A 15,497-nucleotide genomic window follows, 5' to 3' on the forward strand; every position below is an offset into this window, starting at 1 on the left:
GGAGTTATGCATGCGTCACTATGAAATCGTTTTTATCGTCCACCCGGACCAAAGCGAGCAAGTCCCGGCGATGATCGAACGTTACAAGGCCAGCGTCACCGCACGCGGCGGTAACATTCATCGCGTCGAAGACTGGGGCCGTCGCCAGATGGCTTACTCGATCCAGAAGCTGCCAAAAGCGCACTACATCTGCATGAATATCGAATGCGACAACGAGACCCTGGTGGAACTCGAAACCGCGTTCAAATTCAATGATGCCGTGCTGCGTCACCTGACCGTTAAGATGAAGAAGGCTGAAACCGCGCCGTCGCCGATGATGAAGTCGGTACAACGTGAAGACGCAGCCAAGAGCCACCGCGCAGAAGCTCCAGCAGCAGCAGCTGCCGCCGCAGCATCGGCTGCCGCTCCCGCCGCAGCGGCCTAATTCCTGGCACGGAAACCAGAACACGAATTTGATTCAGTGAATCAACTTCAGGTAGTAGCCCAGATTTGCGAGCGCGACGTATTGCGCTATACCCCGGCCGGCGTGCCGATCGTGTCCGCCACCTTGCTGCACAGTTCGCAGCAGATGGAAGCAGGGGTAGCCAGGCTGGTCGAGTTTGAAATTGCCGCGCTTGCCGCTGGCGAAATTTCAGGCCGATTCAACCAGGCGGAGTTGGGGGCGGTGCACCAGTTCACGGGTTTCCTCGCCAAGAAGAACCGCAACAGCAAAAGCCTGGTGTTTCACATCATTGATTTTAGCGCCGCCTGAGCGGTGCATATTTTAGATACAGGAGCCTCAAATGGCATTCGGTAAAAAATTCGACAAGAACAAAGCAAAGCTTAAAGAAAAGCGCAAACAGCAAAACCCACTCTTCAAGCGTAAGAAATTCTGCCGCTTCACCGCAGCAAACGTTGAACAGGTCGACTACAAAGACGTCGACACCCTGAAAGACTTCGTCCAGGAAAACGGCAAGATCATGCCAGCACGCCTGACCGGCACCAAGGCGCACTACCAGCGCCAGGTTGACACCGCCATCAAGCGCGCACGCTACCTCGCGCTGCTGCCATACACCGATCTGCACCACGCTTAATCGCTGGCAGAATAACTGGAGAGAACTATGCAAATCATTCTGTTGGAAAAAGTTGTTAACGTCGGCAACCTGGGCGACGTGGTTAAAGTCAAAGACGGTTACGCACGTAACTTCCTGATCCCACAACGCATGGCCCGCCGCGCTACCGCAGCAGCTGTTGCTGAATTCGAAGTCAAGCGCGCCGAACTGGAAAAAGCAGCAGCTGCAAAGCTGGCCGCTTCCCAGGCTCAAGGCGAGAAGCTGAACGGCATGACCATCTCGATCGCGCAAAAAGCGGGCGTCGATGGCCGCCTGTTCGGTTCGGTCACCAACTTCGACATCGCTGAAGCGCTGACCAAGCAAGGCTTCGCTGTAGAAAAGGCGCAAGTGCGCATGCCTACCGGCCCGCTGAAGACCACCGGCGAACACCCGGTTGCTGTTCAGCTGCACACCGACGTCGTGGTGGAAATCACCATCGCTGTCGTTGGCGAACAAGCCTAAGCAATAGCAAAAGCAGGGGAGGCCGCACGGCCTTCCATGTTCAAAAAAGCCGGGTCCGCCCGGCTTTTTTGCGTCTGAACCTTTCCAATTCTTGCAGCCTGTTCATGCGAAGCAGGTATAATGCGCCTCCATGAATGCCCCATCCGATCCGCAAGTCGATTCCATCCGTATCCCGCCGCACTCCATCGAAGCCGAACAATCTGTGATCGGTGGCTTGTTGCGCGATAACGCCGCATTCGACCGAATTGCGGACATGATGCATGCCGATGATTTCTACCGCTACGACCACCGCATCATCTTCGAGCAGCTGGTTCGACTGATCAATGCGTCCAAGCCGGCCGACGTGATCACCGTGTTCGAAGCGCTGACCAACCTCGGCAAGGCCGAGGAAGTGGGCGGCCTGCAGTACCTGAACGCGATGGCGCAGAACACGCCGTCGGCGGCCAACATCCGCCGCTACGCCGAGATCGTGCGCGACCGCGGCATCCTGCGCAAGCTGATCACCGTGGCCGACGAAATCCAGGGCCAGGCGTTCAACCCGCAGGGCAAGGAAGTCAAGCAGATGCTTGACGAGGCCGAGTCGAAGATCTTCGCGATCGCCGAACAGGGCTCGCGCGGCGCTGCCGGCTGGGTGCCGGTGCAGCCCCTGCTGACCCAGGTGGTCGAGCGCATCGACGAGCTGTACAGCCGCGACAACCAGAGCGAGATCACCGGCGTGCCGACCGGCTTCATCGACCTCGACCGCATGACCTCCGGCCTCCAGCCGGGCGACCTGGTGATCGTCGCCGGCCGTCCGTCGATGGGCAAGACCGCGTTCTCAGTCAACATCGGCGAGAACGTCGCGATCGAAGCCGGCCTGCCGGTGGCGATCTTCTCGATGGAGATGGGCGGCGCCCAGCTGGCCATGCGTATGCTTGGCTCGGTCGGCCAGCTCGACCAGCACCGCCTGCGTACCGGCCGCCTGAACGACGAGGACTGGCCGCGCCTGACCCACGCCATCCAGAAAATGAACGAGGCCCAGCTCTACATCGACGAGACGCCGGCGCTGAACCCGATCGAGATGCGCGCCCGTTCGCGCCGCTTGTCGCGCCAGTGCGGCAAGCTTGGCCTGATCATCGTCGACTACCTGCAGCTGATGACCGGCTCCACCCAGGGCGACAACCGCGCCTCCGAGATCTCGGAGATTTCGCGTAGCCTGAAGGGCCTGGCCAAGGAGCTGCATTGCCCCGTCATCGCGCTGTCGCAGCTGAACCGCTCGCTGGAACAGCGCCCCAACAAACGTCCCGTCATGTCCGATCTGCGCGAATCCGGCGCTATCGAGCAGGATGCCGACGTCATCATCTTCCTTTACCGCGATGAGGTCTACAACCCGGACTCGCCCGACAAGGGCACCGCGGAGATCATTATCGGTAAACAGCGTAACGGTCCGATCGGCGCGGTGCGCCTGACCTGGATCGGCCAATACACCAAATTTGGCAACTACAGCGGCAATCTCGCCCTCTACCAGGGCGACTAACATCAACAGGCCGCCCACCGCAGCGGCATCCAGCAGCATCTACGATATAACGGAGAAATCTATGTTCGGACGTTTAATGCCCACCGAGGGCAAGTTCTTTGACCTGTTCAACCAGCACGCAGCATTGTGCGTGAAGGGCGCGCAAGAGATGGTCGGCCTGATGACCAATTTCGACGACCTCGAAATGCGCACCCACGCGATCGAGGGCATCGAAAAGGAAGCCGACAAGGTTACCTACGCCACCGTCGACATGCTGCACAAGACCTTCATCACCCCGATCGACCGCGACGACATCCACAAGCTGATCACCCGCATGGACGACATCCTCGACCTGATGGAAGACGCCGCGCAGACCGTGTCGCTGTACGACCTGAAGGCGGTCACGCCCGAAGCCAAGCGCCTGGCGGAACTGTCGCTGGCATGCTGCGAACGCGTGCAGGCCGCAGTCGGCCTGCTGCACAACATGGACAACTCGCACAAGATCGTCGCCATCTGCGAAGAGATCGACCGCCTGGAATCGGACGCCGACCACGTGATGCGCGCCGCCATGTCCAAGCTGTTCCGCGATGAACCGGACGTGCGCAACCTGATCAAGCTGAAAGCGATCTACGAGATCCTGGAAACGGTGACCGACCGCTGCGAAGACGTTGCCAACATCATCGAAGGCATCATCGTCGAAAACGCGTAACGGCGCGTCCTGAGCCAAATAAAAAAGAAAACACATGCAAACCCTAGAAATCAGCATTTACGTGCTCGGCATGTTGATCGTGCTGGCACTGCTGTTCGACTTCATGAACGGCTTCCACGACGCAGCGAACGCGATTGCGACCGTGGTGTCGACCGGCGTACTGAAACCGCAGACCGCTGTTGCGATGGCGGCGTTCTTCAACTTCGTGGCGATCTTCGTGGTCGGCCTGAAGGTGGCCACCGCGATCGGCAAAGGCACCATCGACCCGCTGGTGGTCGACCACTACGTCATCTTCGGGGCCCTGGTCGGGGCCATCGTCTGGAACCTGATCACCTGGTACTACGGTATTCCTTCATCGTCTTCGCACGCGCTGATCGGCGGCCTGGTTGGCGCGGCAGTAGCCAAGTCGGGTACCGGCGCGCTGATCGCCGGCGGCCTGATCAAGACCGTGATCTTCATCGTGGTGGCGCCGATGCTGGGCTTCCTGCTTGGTTCGCTGATCATGCTGCTGGTGTCGTGGCTGTTCGTGAAATCGACGCCGCGCAAGGTCGACACCTGGTTCCGCCGCCTGCAGCTGGCGTCGGCGGCGGGCTACAGCCTGGGCCACGGCGGCAATGACGCGCAAAAGACCCTGGGCATCATCTGGATGCTCTTGATCGCCTCCGGGCACCTGGCCAAGGACGCGGCCGAGCCTCCGCAATGGGCCATCGTGGCCTGCTACGCGGCGATCAGCTTCGGTACGCTGTTCGGCGGCTGGCGCATCGTCAAGACCATGGGCCAGAAGATCACCAAGCTCAAGCCGGTCGGCGGCTTCTGCGCGGAGACCGGCGGCGCGATCACGCTGTTGATGTCCAGCTTCTTCGGCATCCCGGTGTCGACCACCCACACCATCACCGGTGCCATCGTCGGCGTCGGCGCGGCGCAGAAGATGTCGGCGGTACGCTGGGGTGTGGCCGGTAATATCGTATGGGCGTGGATCTTCACGATCCCGGCCTCGGCCTTCATGGCCGCGGTGGCCTGGTGGATCGGCCGCCACGTCATGTAAGGTGCGGCAGCGTTAGTGCAAAAAACACCCCTCACGAGGTACGCTCGCGAGGGGTGTTCTTTTTTGTCAGTGCTTTTTCATCATGGATGCATGTCCGCCCGCCATCTCCTTTTTGCTCAGGAAGCCATCCTTGCCGGTGTCAGGTGCCGACAATGCTGAGGATATTGCCGTCAGGGTCCCTGAACCACGCGACTTTCATGTCGCCGCCGCTGTGGATGTCGCCCTCTATGGTCAGCCCCGGCATGTCGTAGTGCTCGAAGGGGACGCCCCTGGCTTTGAGCGCGGCGGCGATCGCCCCGATTTCGTTGCCGACATCCCAGGCCACCGAGGTGGCCTTGTTGGTGCCGGCAAATTCCGAGTGGTAGACGTTGATCTTCGACGAGCCGCTGCGGAAGGTGATCACTTCCTCGCCCTCGGCCGCAATTTTGGCCAGGCCGAGCGTGCCTTCATAGAACTTCGCAGCCGCACCTATGTCTTTCACCGCGATCATCGCGATCGCTTCCTTGTCGCTTAGCATGTGTCACTCCCGGTCGTATTGGATCATCCGGAACAGCCTAGCCCCGGTGGGATGGGTAGTCCGTTCGCTGGCACACGCAGCGCTTTCCGCCCACCGTGGCAGTCCGCCAACTGTATCGAAAACGATACTTGCGCAGCGTAAATATAGTCATTCTTTTCGCATCGGCACGTGTAGAATTTCCGTGTAAATATTTACTCGGGAATATAGGCACCCCATGCAAACGACTTCATTCGACCCGCGCGCCACCGCGCAGGCCGGCATCGATAAACTGCGCGCGGGCGACGCCGCCGGTGCGCGCAAGCTGTTGGAGAAAGTAGCCGCGGCGGGCCATGCCGACGCTTCCGTGTTCCACTGCCTGGCGCATGCCTGCGCCGCGCTGCGCGACCTTCCGGCTGCGCTGGCGGCGGCCGACCGCGCGCTGGCGACCGCGCCGGCCAACATGCAATCGCTGCTGCTGAAGGCCGACCTGCTGGTCGCCAGCGGCGACGGGCGCGCCGCGGTCGCGTTCTACCAGGCCGCGATCAAGGCGGCGCCGCCGCAGGAACAGATGCCCGCATTCATGCGCCAGGAGCTGGCGCGGGCGCAGGGCAAGTGCGACGAATATGCTGCGAAGTTCGCCTCGCACCTGATGACGCGCCTCGCCAGCGGAGGCGGCGAACAGCGCCAGTCGCCGCGCTTCAGGGAATCGATCGACCTCCTGCTCGGCAAAAAGCAGGTCTACCTGCAAAGCCCGCGCTATTTCTACTTCCCCGGCCTGCCGCAGATCCAGTTCTTCGAGACCGATGCTTTCCCGTGGATCGGCAAGCTGGAGGCGGCAACCGCCGCGATCCGCGCCGAGGCCCTGGCCGTGATGAGCGACCCCGATGCGTTCGAGCCGTACGTGAAGCACGATCCCAAGCGGCCGATGCGCAACCAGGAAGGACTGAACAACAACCCGGACTGGAGTGCCTTCTACCTGTGGAAGGACGGCGAACTGGTGGCGGAAAACGCGGCGCGCTGCCCGGCCACGATGGCGGCGCTGGAAGGCGTGCCGATGCCGCGCGTGAAAGGACGCTCGCCGTCGGTGCTGTTTTCGCTGCTGCGGCCGGGCGCGTACATCCCGCCGCATACCGGTGTGCTCAATACGCGCCTGATCTGCCACCTGCCGCTGGTGGTGCCGGGCGGCTGCTCGCTGCGCGTCGGGAACGACACGCGCGAGTGCGTCGAGGGCAGGGCGTGGGTGTTCGACGATTCGATCGAGCACGAGGCATGGAACCGCAGCAGCCAGCCGCGCGTGATCCTGCTGTTCGATATCTGGCGACCGGAGCTGACCGGGGACGAGCGCGCGATGGTGGCCGAGATGTTTGCGGCTATCGACGACTACAGCGACGCCCGGACCGAGTGGGGGATGTAAGAAGTGAAGGGCGGCGCCTGCCGCCCGCACGCACGGTTAGCGTGGATCGAGCGAGACTTCCAGCCCTTCGTAGGCCAGCACCGCATTCAGCCCGTTCGGCAGCGGCGCATGGCGCGCCATCGCGTCGGCGAACGCCGCTTCCAGCTCGTCGTCGCTGCGGGTCGGCTCGTGGTGGGTGCAGTACAGGGTACGCGCGCCCACCCGCTTGGCCGTTTCCAGCGCCGCATCGAAGGTGCCGTGGCCCCAGCCTTGCTTGGCCGGGTATTCCTCGCGGGTGTACGAACAGTCCATGATCAGCGCGTCCACGCCCTCCATGCAGCGGTCGATCTCGCCCTGGCGCCGGTCGATGTATTCCTGGTAGGCCGCGCGGCGCTCGTCGCCTTCCGGGTAGATGTTATGGAACGGTTCATGGTCGCCGGTGAAGAACAGCGACTTGCCGTTGCAGCTGATGCGGTAGCCCAGGTTGGTCACCGGATGGTTCATCACCACGTTGCCGACCACCGCGTCGCCCACTTCGATCGGTTCGCCCGCCGTCAGCGTCCGGTATTCGATGGTCGCGTCCATCTGGGTTTCGCTGACCGGGAAGTAGCTGTTCTGGAGCTGCACGCCCATCACGTGCTCGATGCCGTGGCCGGTGGATGGATCCACCGCGCCGTGCAGCCGCACGCGGCTGCCGTGGATGAACAGCGGCGTAAAGAAGGGCAGGCCGTGGATGTGGTCCCAGTGGCTGTGGGAGATGAAGATATTGGCCTGTACCGGAAGCCGGGTAAGCAGGTTCTGCGCGAGGTTGAAAATGCCGGTGCCGCCGTCCAGGATGATCAGGGTGCCGTCGTCGGTGCATACTTCGATGCACGTCGTGTTGCCGCCATATCTGACTGTACGCGGGCCGGGCGAGGGGATGGACCCGCGCACACCCCAGAAACGGAATTTCATGAAAGACTCCCCGGCAGGACCGATCGATATTCTTCGATTTGTGCGAAGCGCGGCTAGGCGCCTTGCATACAGTTGCAATTTAGACTGATGATAGCGGTTTTAGGCCGTTACCGCCTCGAAATTTGCGCCGGGATATGCATCGGGCCACGCTTGGCGCTACACTGACGAATTACAAGCTGGCATTTTTACGTCACGCCCAGCAATGATGAAATGGCTGTCCTGGGAAATGCACGAGCTGAACCACACACAAATCGCCCAGCGGCTCGACCAGCTCACCGAACTGAGCGTCGCGCTGGGCAACAGCCCGGACATCGGCACGCTGCTCGACCTATACTCAAGGTCGCCAAACACATGACCGACGCCGACGGCGGCACCCTGTACCGCCCCAGCGATGACCGCCGCAGCCTGCTTCCACATTTCGATCAATGACACCCTGGGCCTGTACCAGGGCGGCGCCAGCGGCAAGGACATCGGCATGGCGCCGGTGCCGCTGTTCGACGGGCGCGGCGAGCCGAATGTGGATGCGGTGGCCGAAACCGAAGCGCCGATCCGCTTCGAGATCCGCGGCTTCGAAGTAACCGGGAATACGCTGCTGCCCGTGTCCGAAGTGAATGCCGCGGTGGCGTGGCAAACGCCAACAGCGCGGTACGCGGCGAAGGCGGCAAGATCATCCTCAAGGCCAGCGGCGACACGCTGCTGGAAGCAGGCAGCGTCACCAGCGCCACCGGCGCAGGCAAGGGCGGCCAGGTGAGCGTGCTGGGCGAGCGCGTGGCGCTGCTTGGTGGCGCGCGCATCGACGCCAGCGGCACGGGCGGCGGCGGCACGGTGCTGGTCGGCGGCGACTACCAGGGCAAGAGCGCGGCTGTGCTGAACGCGCGGCAGACTTGGATGGGCAAGGACGCCAGCATCCGCGCCGACGCGGGCGAGTCCAACCTGACGCCGCCAGTGATCGAGCCTTCCAACCCGGGGCTGAAGTTCACGCCGCCGCCGGTGTTCAACGCGTCGGCCGGCATGAGGCCGGACGGCGGAACGGCCAGCATGCGCCGCATACTCCACGATCGATTGCGAAGTGCGCTAGAACCGTCGCGCCAATAAAAAAAGCCCTGTACGGCCTCGCGCGTACAGGTTTTTCTTTTAGCGGAAAAGGCTTAGAGGGCACTCGCTCGCGTGTCGGGGCCAGGCCGCCCAGAAGTTCGCCGCGCGCCCAAGGGTCACGATGGCGCGTGTGCGTCACCAGCCCTTGTAGCGGGTCGACCACGTTGTCAGGCCGCCGAAACCTTCGTCAAGGTATGGCGTGTTCGATCTGCGCGATGTTTAGCCCAGGCAGAGGAGCTGGTGCCCGGGCCGGCGCGCGTCACCAGCGTCTGGAGCGTGCTTCGGTGTAAAGGTCTGGCGCTTCGGCGAGATCAGAACTTGTTGACGAAAGGTACGGCCGGCGCATGAAGTGTGAGAGCGACTTGATCTTGATGCGCGAGCGGATCAGGTCCTGCGTGGCCGCGCGTCCCCACTCGCCGCCTTCGCCGTCTGACTTGTTCAGCACTTCGAGGTTGTCGTCGAAAGCGCCCATCCACGGCGACATCTTCTCTTCCTCGGTGCCCGGCAGGAAGCCGATGTCCTCGCCGACCGGCACGGTGACGCGGGTGACGATGATCTCGTTATACAGCTTGGTCTCGAGCACTTGCGCCAGGCCGGCCGCCAGTGCCAGCAGGGTCTTGCCGGTACCTGCCTGGCCCAGTAGGGTGACGAAGTCGCACTCCGGGTTCATCAAGAGATTCAGCGCGAAGTTCTGCTCGCGGTTGCGGGCGGTGACGCCCCACACGTTGTTCTTGCTATGGCTGTAGTCGCGCAGGGTCTGCAGCACGGCGGTCTTGCCGTTGATCTGCTTGACCTGGCCGTAGAACGGCGCCTCGCCGTTGCGCGGCTCGAGGAACACGAACTGGTTCACCAGCAGGGTAGGGACGGTCGGGCCGGTGACGCGGTAGAAGGTGGCGGAGTAACCGCCCTTGTTCTCCTGCCAGGACTCCATGTCCTTGCCGTGCTTGTTCCAGAAGTCATCCGGCAGCTGGATGATGCCCGAGTACAGCAGGTCGGTGTCTTCCAGCACGTGGTCGTTGAAGTAGTCCTCGGCCGGCAGGCCCAGCGCGCGCGCCTTGATGCGCATGTTGATGTCTTTTGACACCAGCACGATGGCGCGGCCCGGCAGCTCGGCTTCGAGGTTGCGCACCACGCCCAGGATCTGGTTGTCGGCCTTACCCTGCGGCAGGCCTTCCGGCAGCAGCGGGCCGGATTGGACGCGGGTCTGGAAGAACAGGCGGCCCTTGGCGTCCTTGTTGCCCAGCTTGGCCAGCGGGATGCCCGACTCGATGGCGCCGTCGTCGATGTTGCCGACCAGCGCGTCGAGCGTGCGCGAAACCTGGCGTGCATTGCGCGCCACTTCCGACATGCCCTTCTTGTGGTCGTCCAGTTCTTCCAGGGTCATCATCGGCAGGTAGACGTCGTGCTCCTCGAAACGGAACAGCGATGTCGGGTCATGCATCAGCACGTTGGTGTCGAGCACGAACATCTTGGTGCCGCCGGTCTGGTCGGCCAGGCGGCTGGTGGAGGACTTGACCTGCACTTCGACCGGCTTGTGCTTGGCCGGATGCGGGGTGACATTCTCGGAAGGCGCCTTGGCCTTGGTGCGAGACGGCCTGGTGGCCGGCTCGGCTTTGGCGACCGGCACCACGCGCGGGGTTTCCGCCACGGCGGCGGTCTTCTTGCTTGCGGTCTTGCGCGCTGCCTTGACCGGTTCCTTGGCGATCAACTCGTCATCGGCAACTTCGGGAACGGCGGCGAGCTTGGGTTTGGCGGCGGCGACGGTACGCGCGCCCGCCTTGCCAGGTTCAGCCTTTGGGTAGTCTTTTGCCAGCAGCAGCGTGGCTGGCTTGGTTGGCATTTTTGGCAGTGGCATCAGGGTCTCAATCTAAAAATGTCTGGGGGACAGCCAGCAGCGTGCGCGCCATTATGTGCGGCATCGTGTTCAAACATGGCTGGGGCGAAGTAGGGGGGCGCTGGTCGGACCCGGAAGATGACCGGGCCGACAGGCCAGATTGGATTGATGCGAAGCTTGAAAACGGTTGACTCAAAATGGGCTGGTGCAATCAGGTTCTACAGCAGGTTGATCAACATGTTAGCCGTGCGAGTCAGGGCTGGCTTTTGACGAATTCCAGCACTTCATCCGCGTGATTTGGAACTTTCACGCCACGCCATTCTTTCACCAATTTACCGTTAGCGTCAATGACAAACGTACTGCGCTCGACCCCGCGAACTTGCTTACCATACATATTCTTCATCTTCATGACGTTGAACTGGGTGCAGACGGCTTCATCCGGGTCGGAGATCAGTTCGAACGGCAGGCCCAGCTTCGATTTGAAGCCTTCGTGCGAGCGCAGCGAATCGCGGCTGATGCCGTAGATCTCGGCGCCGGCGTTGGTGAACTGGTCGTGCAGCTCGCGGAAGTTGATGCTCTCCGTCGTGCAGCCCGGGGTGTTGTCCTTCGGGTAGAAATACAGCACGGTGTAACGCGCTGGCCGGCCTTCCAGCTGGAAGGTCTGTTCTCCGGTCATGGCGGCCGAAAAGTTCGTTACGGGTGCGGATGGGCTGTCAGCCACAGGTGCTCTCCTGGAGATGAGTCGGCGCTGATTTTTTGTAGGCCCCCCATCAGCGGGGCAGGGGGTTAGGCGAAGATGACAACCTGCTAAATATGGGGACTGCTGTACGGCATTCAAGCCGGCGGCTGGCCGCCTTCGATGATCAGGGCGAGGGTCACCTTGCGGCCCTCGCCCATCAGGATGTTATACGTGCGGCAGGCGGCCTGGCTGTCCATGCACTCGACTCCGACGCGGCGGGCCGCGAGGCTGGCCACCAGGCGCGGATGGACGAAACGCTGGCGCGCGCCGGTGCCCAGGATCACCACGTCGGGCAGGTCGGCCTCAATGGTGGCAAAATGCTCGGTGGACAGGGCGTCGAAGTTCGCGACCGGCCAGGGGCGCGGCGGTGTTTCGGGCAGCACGATCAGGCTGTAGTTGAAACGCTCGGCGTTGATTTCCACGCCGGTTTCGTCGTACCCGGTCACAGTTTGGTATTGTTTGTTAATGCTGGGATGTAGCTTCATTGGCGAGTCGCGCGTAGTTTGGCAGTGCAATGCACCTGCGTGGGGCGTAGCATGCCACAAACGCTTATAAAGCGCTAATTTTCGCGATAAGTTGATTAAAGCTGAGGCTTTCGGCAGAATGGGTATTTTTCGCACTGCAACATGACGGTGCGGCCGCGGGTAATTGAACAGGGAAATGATTTTGCGACCGATCCTGAAATCGAACAAGTTGGACGACGTGTGCTACGAGATTCGCGGCCCGGCGATGGAAAAAGCCCGCCAGATGGAAGAGGACGGGCACAAGATCATCAAGCTGAACATCGGCAACCTCGCCGTATTCGGCTTCGACCCGCCGGACGAGATCGTGCACGACATGATCCGCAACATGCAGGGCGCGGCGGGCTACACCGACTCCAAGGGCATGTTCGCGCCGCGCAAGGCGGTGATGCACTACACGCAGGAGAAGAATATCTCGGGCGTGAAGATCGACGACATCTACCTGGGCAACGGCGCCTCGGAGCTGATCGTGATGGCGATGAACGGCCTGCTGAACAACGGCGACGAAGTGCTGGTGCCGGCGCCGGACTACCCGCTGTGGACCGCCGCGGTCAGCCTGTCGGGCGGAAACCCGGTACACTACGTCTGCGACGAGCAGTCGGGCTGGCTGCCGGACGTGGAAGACATGCGCCGCAAGATCACCTCGAACACCAAGGCGATCGTGGTCATCAACCCGAACAACCCGACCGGCGCGCTGTACCCGCGCGAGGTCCTGCTGGACATCATCGAGCTGGCACGCCAGCACCAGCTGATCGTGCTGGCCGATGAAATCTACGACAAGACCCTGTACGACGGCGAGGAACACGTGTCGATGGCGTCGCTGGCCGACGACGTACTGTTCATCACGCTGAACGGCCTGTCGAAGAACTACCGCTCGTGCGGCTACCGCGCCGGCTGGATGGTGGTGTCGGGCGAGAAGCGCCATGCGAAGGACTACATCGAAGGCCTGAACATGCTGGCGTCGATGCGCCTGTGCGCCAATGCGCCGGGCCAGTTCGCGATCCAGACCGCGCTGGGCGGCTACCAGAGCATCAATGACCTGGTCGGCCCCGGTGGCCGGTTGCTCAAGCAGCGCGACTTGGCGCACAAGCTGCTTACCGATATTCCGGGCGTTACCTGCGTCAAGCCAAAAGCTGCGCTGTACATGTTCCCGCGCCTCGACCCTGCGATGTACCCCATCGCGGACGACCAGCAGTTCGCATGCGAGCTGCTGGCCGAGGAAAAAGTACTGATCGTCCAGGGGACGGGCTTCAACTGGATCGCGCCGGACCACTTCCGGCTGGTCTTCCTGCCCAACTCGGACGACCTGACCGACGCCTGCGGCCGCATTGCGCGGTTCCTCGACGGATACCGCCGCCGCCACGGGCGTGGCTGACAACACAACTTAGATCTTATAATATGAAACCCATCAAAGTAGGACTGATCGGACTTGGCGTCGTAGGCGCGGGCACGTACAGCGTTTTGGAACGCAACGCAGAAGAGATCCGCCGCCGCGCCGGCCGCGCGATCGAGATTGCGATGGTCGCCGTGCGCAACCCGGCACGTGCCGACGGCGTCGTGCGGGCCGGCTGCGAAGTCGTCACGGACCCGAACCTGGTCGTCAACCACCCGGACATCGAGATCGTCGTCGAACTGATCGGCGGCTGCGACACTGCGCGCGAGCTGATCATGAAGGCGATCGCCAACGGCAAGCACGTGGTCACCGCGAACAAGGCGCTGCTGGCACTGCACGGCAACGAAATCTTCGCGGCGGCGCAGGAAAAAGGCGTGATGGTTGCGTTCGAGGCCGCGGTTGCGGGCGGCATCCCGATCATCAAGGCGCTGCGCGAAGGCCTGACGGCCAACCGCATCGAATCGATTGCGGGCATCATCAACGGCACCACCAACTTCATCCTGTCCGAGATGCGCGACAAGGGCATCGACTTCGCGACGGCGCTGAAGGAAGCGCAGGCGCTGGGTTACGCCGAAGCCGATCCGACCTTCGACATCGAGGGCGTGGACGCGGCGCACAAGGTAACCATCATGTCCGCCATCGCGTTCGGCATCCCGGTGCAGTTCGACAAAGCCTACGTGGAAGGCATCAGCAAGCTGCAAGCCGTGGATATCCGCTATGCCGAGCAGCTGGGCTACCGCATCAAGCTGCTGGGCATCGCGCGCCGCACGGTGGTTGGCGGCGTGGAGGGCATCGAGCTGCGCGTGCATCCGACCCTGATCCCGGCCAAGCGCCTGATCGCCAATGTGGAAGGTGCGATGAACGCCGTGATGGTGCAGGCCGACGCGGTGGGCACGTCGCTCTACTACGGCAAGGGCGCGGGCGCCGAGCCGACCGCGTCGTCGGTGATCGCCGACCTGGTCGACATCACGCGCCTGGCCACGGCCGACCCGGGCAACCGCGTGCCGCACCTGGCGTTCCAGCCGAACCTGCTGACCGACGTGGCGATCCTGCCGATGTCCGAGATCACCACCAGCTACTACCTGCGCGTGTACGTCAAGAACCGCCTGGGCGTGATGGCCGACCTGACGCGCATCCTGGCCGACGCGCGCATCTCGATCGACGCGGTGTTGCAGAAGGAACCGGCGGAGAACGCGACCCGCCTGGATATCGTGATGCTGACGCACCAGACGCAGGAGAAGAACATCGACGCGGCGATTGCCAAGATCGAGCAGATGGAGACTGTGGTGGGGCATGTGGTGAAGATCAGGCTCGAAAGCCTGAGCTAAGCCGGCTCCCCAAGGACGTCGCTCCCGGCAATGCCGGGAAGTCGTTTCCGGCAGCGCCGGAAACGACGGTTTTTCGGCTAACAATCCCTCCGACCCGCCTCAAAAATCCCCCACCCAGTATCGCTTTTGATCCCAAGAAGTATTAGTATCTGATACCAGATTACTAGAGGGCAACCCGATGCCGCATGCGATTACACTTGTCGACACCTTGAAGCGCCTGCTGAAGGGCCGTGGCATCACCTACGGCGATCTGGCGGCGCGTATCGACATGTCGGAAGCGAGCGTCAAACGGATGTTCTCCCAAAAGAATTTCACCCTGCAGCGGCTTGACCAGATCCTGGACGCTTGCGGCATCGGCTTCGATGAACTGAGCGCCGCACAAGGCGCCCCGACCCTGATCTCCCAACTGACGCTGGCGCAGGAGCGCGAGATCATCGGCGACCCGCGCCTGCTGGTGGTGGCGGTATCGGCGATGAACCACATCGGCTTCGACGACATCGTGCGCACCTACGAGCTGACCGAGGCGCAAGTGACCGCCTGCCTGGTCCGCCTCGACAAGATCGGCTTCCTCGAGCTGCTGCCGAATAACCGCGCCAAGCTGCTGATCGCGCGCACCTTCAGCTGGATTGCGAACGGCCCGATCCAGTCCTACTTCCGCGCCGAAGCGGCGGCCGATTATCTCGACGCGCGCTTCGACGGCGAGGGCGAGGCGCTCGGCTTGGTCAACGTGATGCTGACCAAGCAGTCCAGCGCCGCGCTGATCGAACGCCTGAAGCAGGTGGCGGCCGACATCGCACACCAGCACCAGAATGACACCCGCCTGCCGTTCGAGCAGAAAAAGGCGATGAGTTTCATGCTCGCCGCCCGCCCATGGGTGCCGCAATCCTTCAAGGCGCTGCTGCGCAAGCCTTCCTGATTTACCTGAATCACAGAGCGAGTCAC

General features: G+C 62.4%; 17 protein-coding genes and 1 pseudogene. 13 read left to right on the top strand and 5 right to left on the bottom strand.

Annotation, left to right across the window (positions count from 1 at the left end; all coding sequences use genetic code 11):
* Nucleotides 1–10 precede the first annotated feature (10 nt).
* From rpsF to D3872_RS19705, 7 genes are all read left to right on the top strand, one after another.
* Nucleotides 11–424: a 30S ribosomal protein S6 gene (rpsF, locus tag D3872_RS19675; RefSeq protein ID WP_119812409.1), complete on the top strand. Its 414-nt coding sequence runs from the start codon at nt 11–13 to the stop codon at nt 422–424.
* A 36-nt stretch (nt 425–460) separates the two neighbouring features.
* A complete protein-coding gene (gene priB, locus D3872_RS19680; protein ID WP_119812410.1) occupies nt 461–751 on the top strand; it encodes a primosomal replication protein N in 291 nt (96 codons plus the stop codon).
* Nucleotides 752–782: 31 nt separating this feature from the next.
* The gene (rpsR, locus tag D3872_RS19685) at nt 783–1,073 is read left to right on the top strand and encodes a 30S ribosomal protein S18 (protein ID WP_119812411.1); all 291 of its coding nucleotides are present in this window, start codon (nt 783–785) and stop codon (nt 1,071–1,073) included.
* Nucleotides 1,074–1,100: 27 nt separating this feature from the next.
* Nucleotides 1,101–1,553 carry a 50S ribosomal protein L9 gene (gene rplI / locus D3872_RS19690; RefSeq protein WP_119812412.1) on the top strand — a complete coding sequence of 151 codons (453 nt, stop codon included), beginning with the start codon at nt 1,101–1,103 and terminating at the stop codon, nt 1,551–1,553.
* 130 nt (nt 1,554–1,683) lie between these two features.
* A complete protein-coding gene (locus D3872_RS19695; protein WP_119812413.1) occupies nt 1,684–3,069 on the top strand; it encodes a replicative DNA helicase in 1,386 nt (461 codons plus the stop codon).
* A 61-nt stretch (nt 3,070–3,130) separates the two neighbouring features.
* Entirely contained in the window at nt 3,131–3,757 is a 627-nt protein-coding gene (locus tag D3872_RS19700) for a DUF47 domain-containing protein (protein WP_119812414.1), read from the top strand.
* Between the two features lie 34 nt (nt 3,758–3,791).
* Complete coding sequence (locus D3872_RS19705) at nt 3,792–4,802, top strand: inorganic phosphate transporter (protein ID WP_119812415.1); 1,011 nt, start codon at nt 3,792–3,794, stop codon at nt 4,800–4,802.
* Between the two features lie 139 nt (nt 4,803–4,941).
* On the opposite strand, the gene D3872_RS19710 is transcribed toward D3872_RS19705, so the two are convergent.
* Nucleotides 4,942–5,319, bottom strand: a complete 378-nt coding sequence (locus tag D3872_RS19710) for a VOC family protein (protein WP_119812416.1) — start codon at nt 5,317–5,319, stop codon at nt 4,942–4,944.
* Between the two features lie 214 nt (nt 5,320–5,533).
* Between D3872_RS19710 and D3872_RS19715 the strand changes: the two genes are divergently transcribed.
* Nucleotides 5,534–6,712, top strand: a complete 1,179-nt coding sequence (locus D3872_RS19715; protein ID WP_119812417.1) for an aspartyl/asparaginyl beta-hydroxylase domain-containing protein — start codon at nt 5,534–5,536, stop codon at nt 6,710–6,712.
* Nucleotides 6,713–6,748: 36 nt separating this feature from the next.
* On the opposite strand, the gene D3872_RS19720 is transcribed toward D3872_RS19715, so the two are convergent.
* Nucleotides 6,749–7,645 (bottom strand): MBL fold metallo-hydrolase, encoded by an 897-nt coding sequence (locus tag D3872_RS19720; RefSeq protein WP_119812418.1) that lies wholly within the window; start codon nt 7,643–7,645, stop codon nt 6,749–6,751.
* A 202-nt stretch (nt 7,646–7,847) separates the two neighbouring features.
* Between D3872_RS19720 and D3872_RS27300 the strand changes: the two genes are divergently transcribed.
* Together D3872_RS27300 and D3872_RS25810 are read left to right on the top strand one after the other, a co-directional pair.
* The gene (locus D3872_RS27300) at nt 7,848–8,000 is read left to right on the top strand and encodes a hypothetical protein (protein ID WP_182915868.1); all 153 of its coding nucleotides are present in this window, start codon (nt 7,848–7,850) and stop codon (nt 7,998–8,000) included.
* Between the two features lie 269 nt (nt 8,001–8,269).
* Nucleotides 8,270–8,740 (top strand): hypothetical protein, encoded by a 471-nt coding sequence (locus D3872_RS25810; protein WP_182915869.1) that lies wholly within the window; start codon nt 8,270–8,272, stop codon nt 8,738–8,740.
* Nucleotides 8,741–8,878: 138 nt separating this feature from the next.
* On the opposite strand, the pseudogene D3872_RS19735 reads toward D3872_RS25810, so the two are convergent.
* From D3872_RS19735 to D3872_RS19745, 3 genes and pseudogenes are all read right to left on the bottom strand, one after another.
* Nucleotides 8,879–10,595 (bottom strand): annotated as a pseudogene (locus tag D3872_RS19735) (PhoH family protein); the annotation flags it as partial.
* Nucleotides 10,596–10,827: 232 nt separating this feature from the next.
* Entirely contained in the window at nt 10,828–11,295 is a 468-nt protein-coding gene (locus D3872_RS19740) for a peroxiredoxin (protein WP_119812419.1), read from the bottom strand.
* Nucleotides 11,296–11,408: 113 nt separating this feature from the next.
* A complete protein-coding gene (locus D3872_RS19745; protein ID WP_119812420.1) occupies nt 11,409–11,798 on the bottom strand; it encodes an Mth938-like domain-containing protein in 390 nt (129 codons plus the stop codon).
* 181 nt (nt 11,799–11,979) lie between these two features.
* On the opposite strand from D3872_RS19745, the gene D3872_RS19750 reads away from it, so the two are divergent.
* The 3 genes from D3872_RS19750 to D3872_RS19760 all read left to right on the top strand — a co-directional run bounded on the left by D3872_RS19750 (nt 11,980) and on the right by D3872_RS19760 (nt 15,471).
* The gene (locus D3872_RS19750) at nt 11,980–13,209 is read left to right on the top strand and encodes a pyridoxal phosphate-dependent aminotransferase (protein ID WP_119812486.1); all 1,230 of its coding nucleotides are present in this window, start codon (nt 11,980–11,982) and stop codon (nt 13,207–13,209) included.
* Between the two features lie 23 nt (nt 13,210–13,232).
* A complete protein-coding gene (locus D3872_RS19755; protein ID WP_119812421.1) occupies nt 13,233–14,555 on the top strand; it encodes a homoserine dehydrogenase in 1,323 nt (440 codons plus the stop codon).
* 178 nt (nt 14,556–14,733) lie between these two features.
* Complete coding sequence (locus D3872_RS19760) at nt 14,734–15,471, top strand: helix-turn-helix domain-containing protein (RefSeq protein ID WP_229459429.1); 738 nt, start codon at nt 14,734–14,736, stop codon at nt 15,469–15,471.
* The last annotated feature ends 26 nt before the right edge of the window (nt 15,472–15,497 follow it).

It is taken from the genome of Massilia cavernae, from assembly GCF_003590855.1.
Classification (GTDB): Bacteria; Pseudomonadota; Gammaproteobacteria; order Burkholderiales; family Burkholderiaceae_D; genus Telluria_A; species Telluria_A cavernae.

Coding starts and splice junctions, on each gene's coding strand:
- D3872_RS19705 (WP_119812415.1), top strand. CDS start 3,792: ATGCAAACCCTAGAAATCAGCATTTACGTGCTCGGCATGTTGATCGTG.
- rpsR (WP_119812411.1), top strand. CDS start 783: ATGGCATTCGGTAAAAAATTCGACAAGAACAAAGCAAAGCTTAAAGAA.
- D3872_RS19760 (WP_229459429.1), top strand. CDS start 14,734: ATGCCGCATGCGATTACACTTGTCGACACCTTGAAGCGCCTGCTGAAG.
- D3872_RS27300 (WP_182915868.1), top strand. CDS start 7,848: ATGATGAAATGGCTGTCCTGGGAAATGCACGAGCTGAACCACACACAA.
- D3872_RS19700 (WP_119812414.1), top strand. CDS start 3,131: ATGTTCGGACGTTTAATGCCCACCGAGGGCAAGTTCTTTGACCTGTTC.
- D3872_RS19715 (WP_119812417.1), top strand. CDS start 5,534: ATGCAAACGACTTCATTCGACCCGCGCGCCACCGCGCAGGCCGGCATC.
- D3872_RS19695 (WP_119812413.1), top strand. CDS start 1,684: ATGAATGCCCCATCCGATCCGCAAGTCGATTCCATCCGTATCCCGCCG.
- D3872_RS19710 (WP_119812416.1), bottom strand. CDS start 5,319: ATGCTAAGCGACAAGGAAGCGATCGCGATGATCGCGGTGAAAGACATA.
- rpsF (WP_119812409.1), top strand. CDS start 11: ATGCGTCACTATGAAATCGTTTTTATCGTCCACCCGGACCAAAGCGAG.
- rplI (WP_119812412.1), top strand. CDS start 1,101: ATGCAAATCATTCTGTTGGAAAAAGTTGTTAACGTCGGCAACCTGGGC.
- D3872_RS19745 (WP_119812420.1), bottom strand. CDS start 11,798: ATGAAGCTACATCCCAGCATTAACAAACAATACCAAACTGTGACCGGG.
- D3872_RS19720 (WP_119812418.1), bottom strand. CDS start 7,645: ATGAAATTCCGTTTCTGGGGTGTGCGCGGGTCCATCCCCTCGCCCGGC.
- D3872_RS19755 (WP_119812421.1), top strand. CDS start 13,233: ATGAAACCCATCAAAGTAGGACTGATCGGACTTGGCGTCGTAGGCGCG.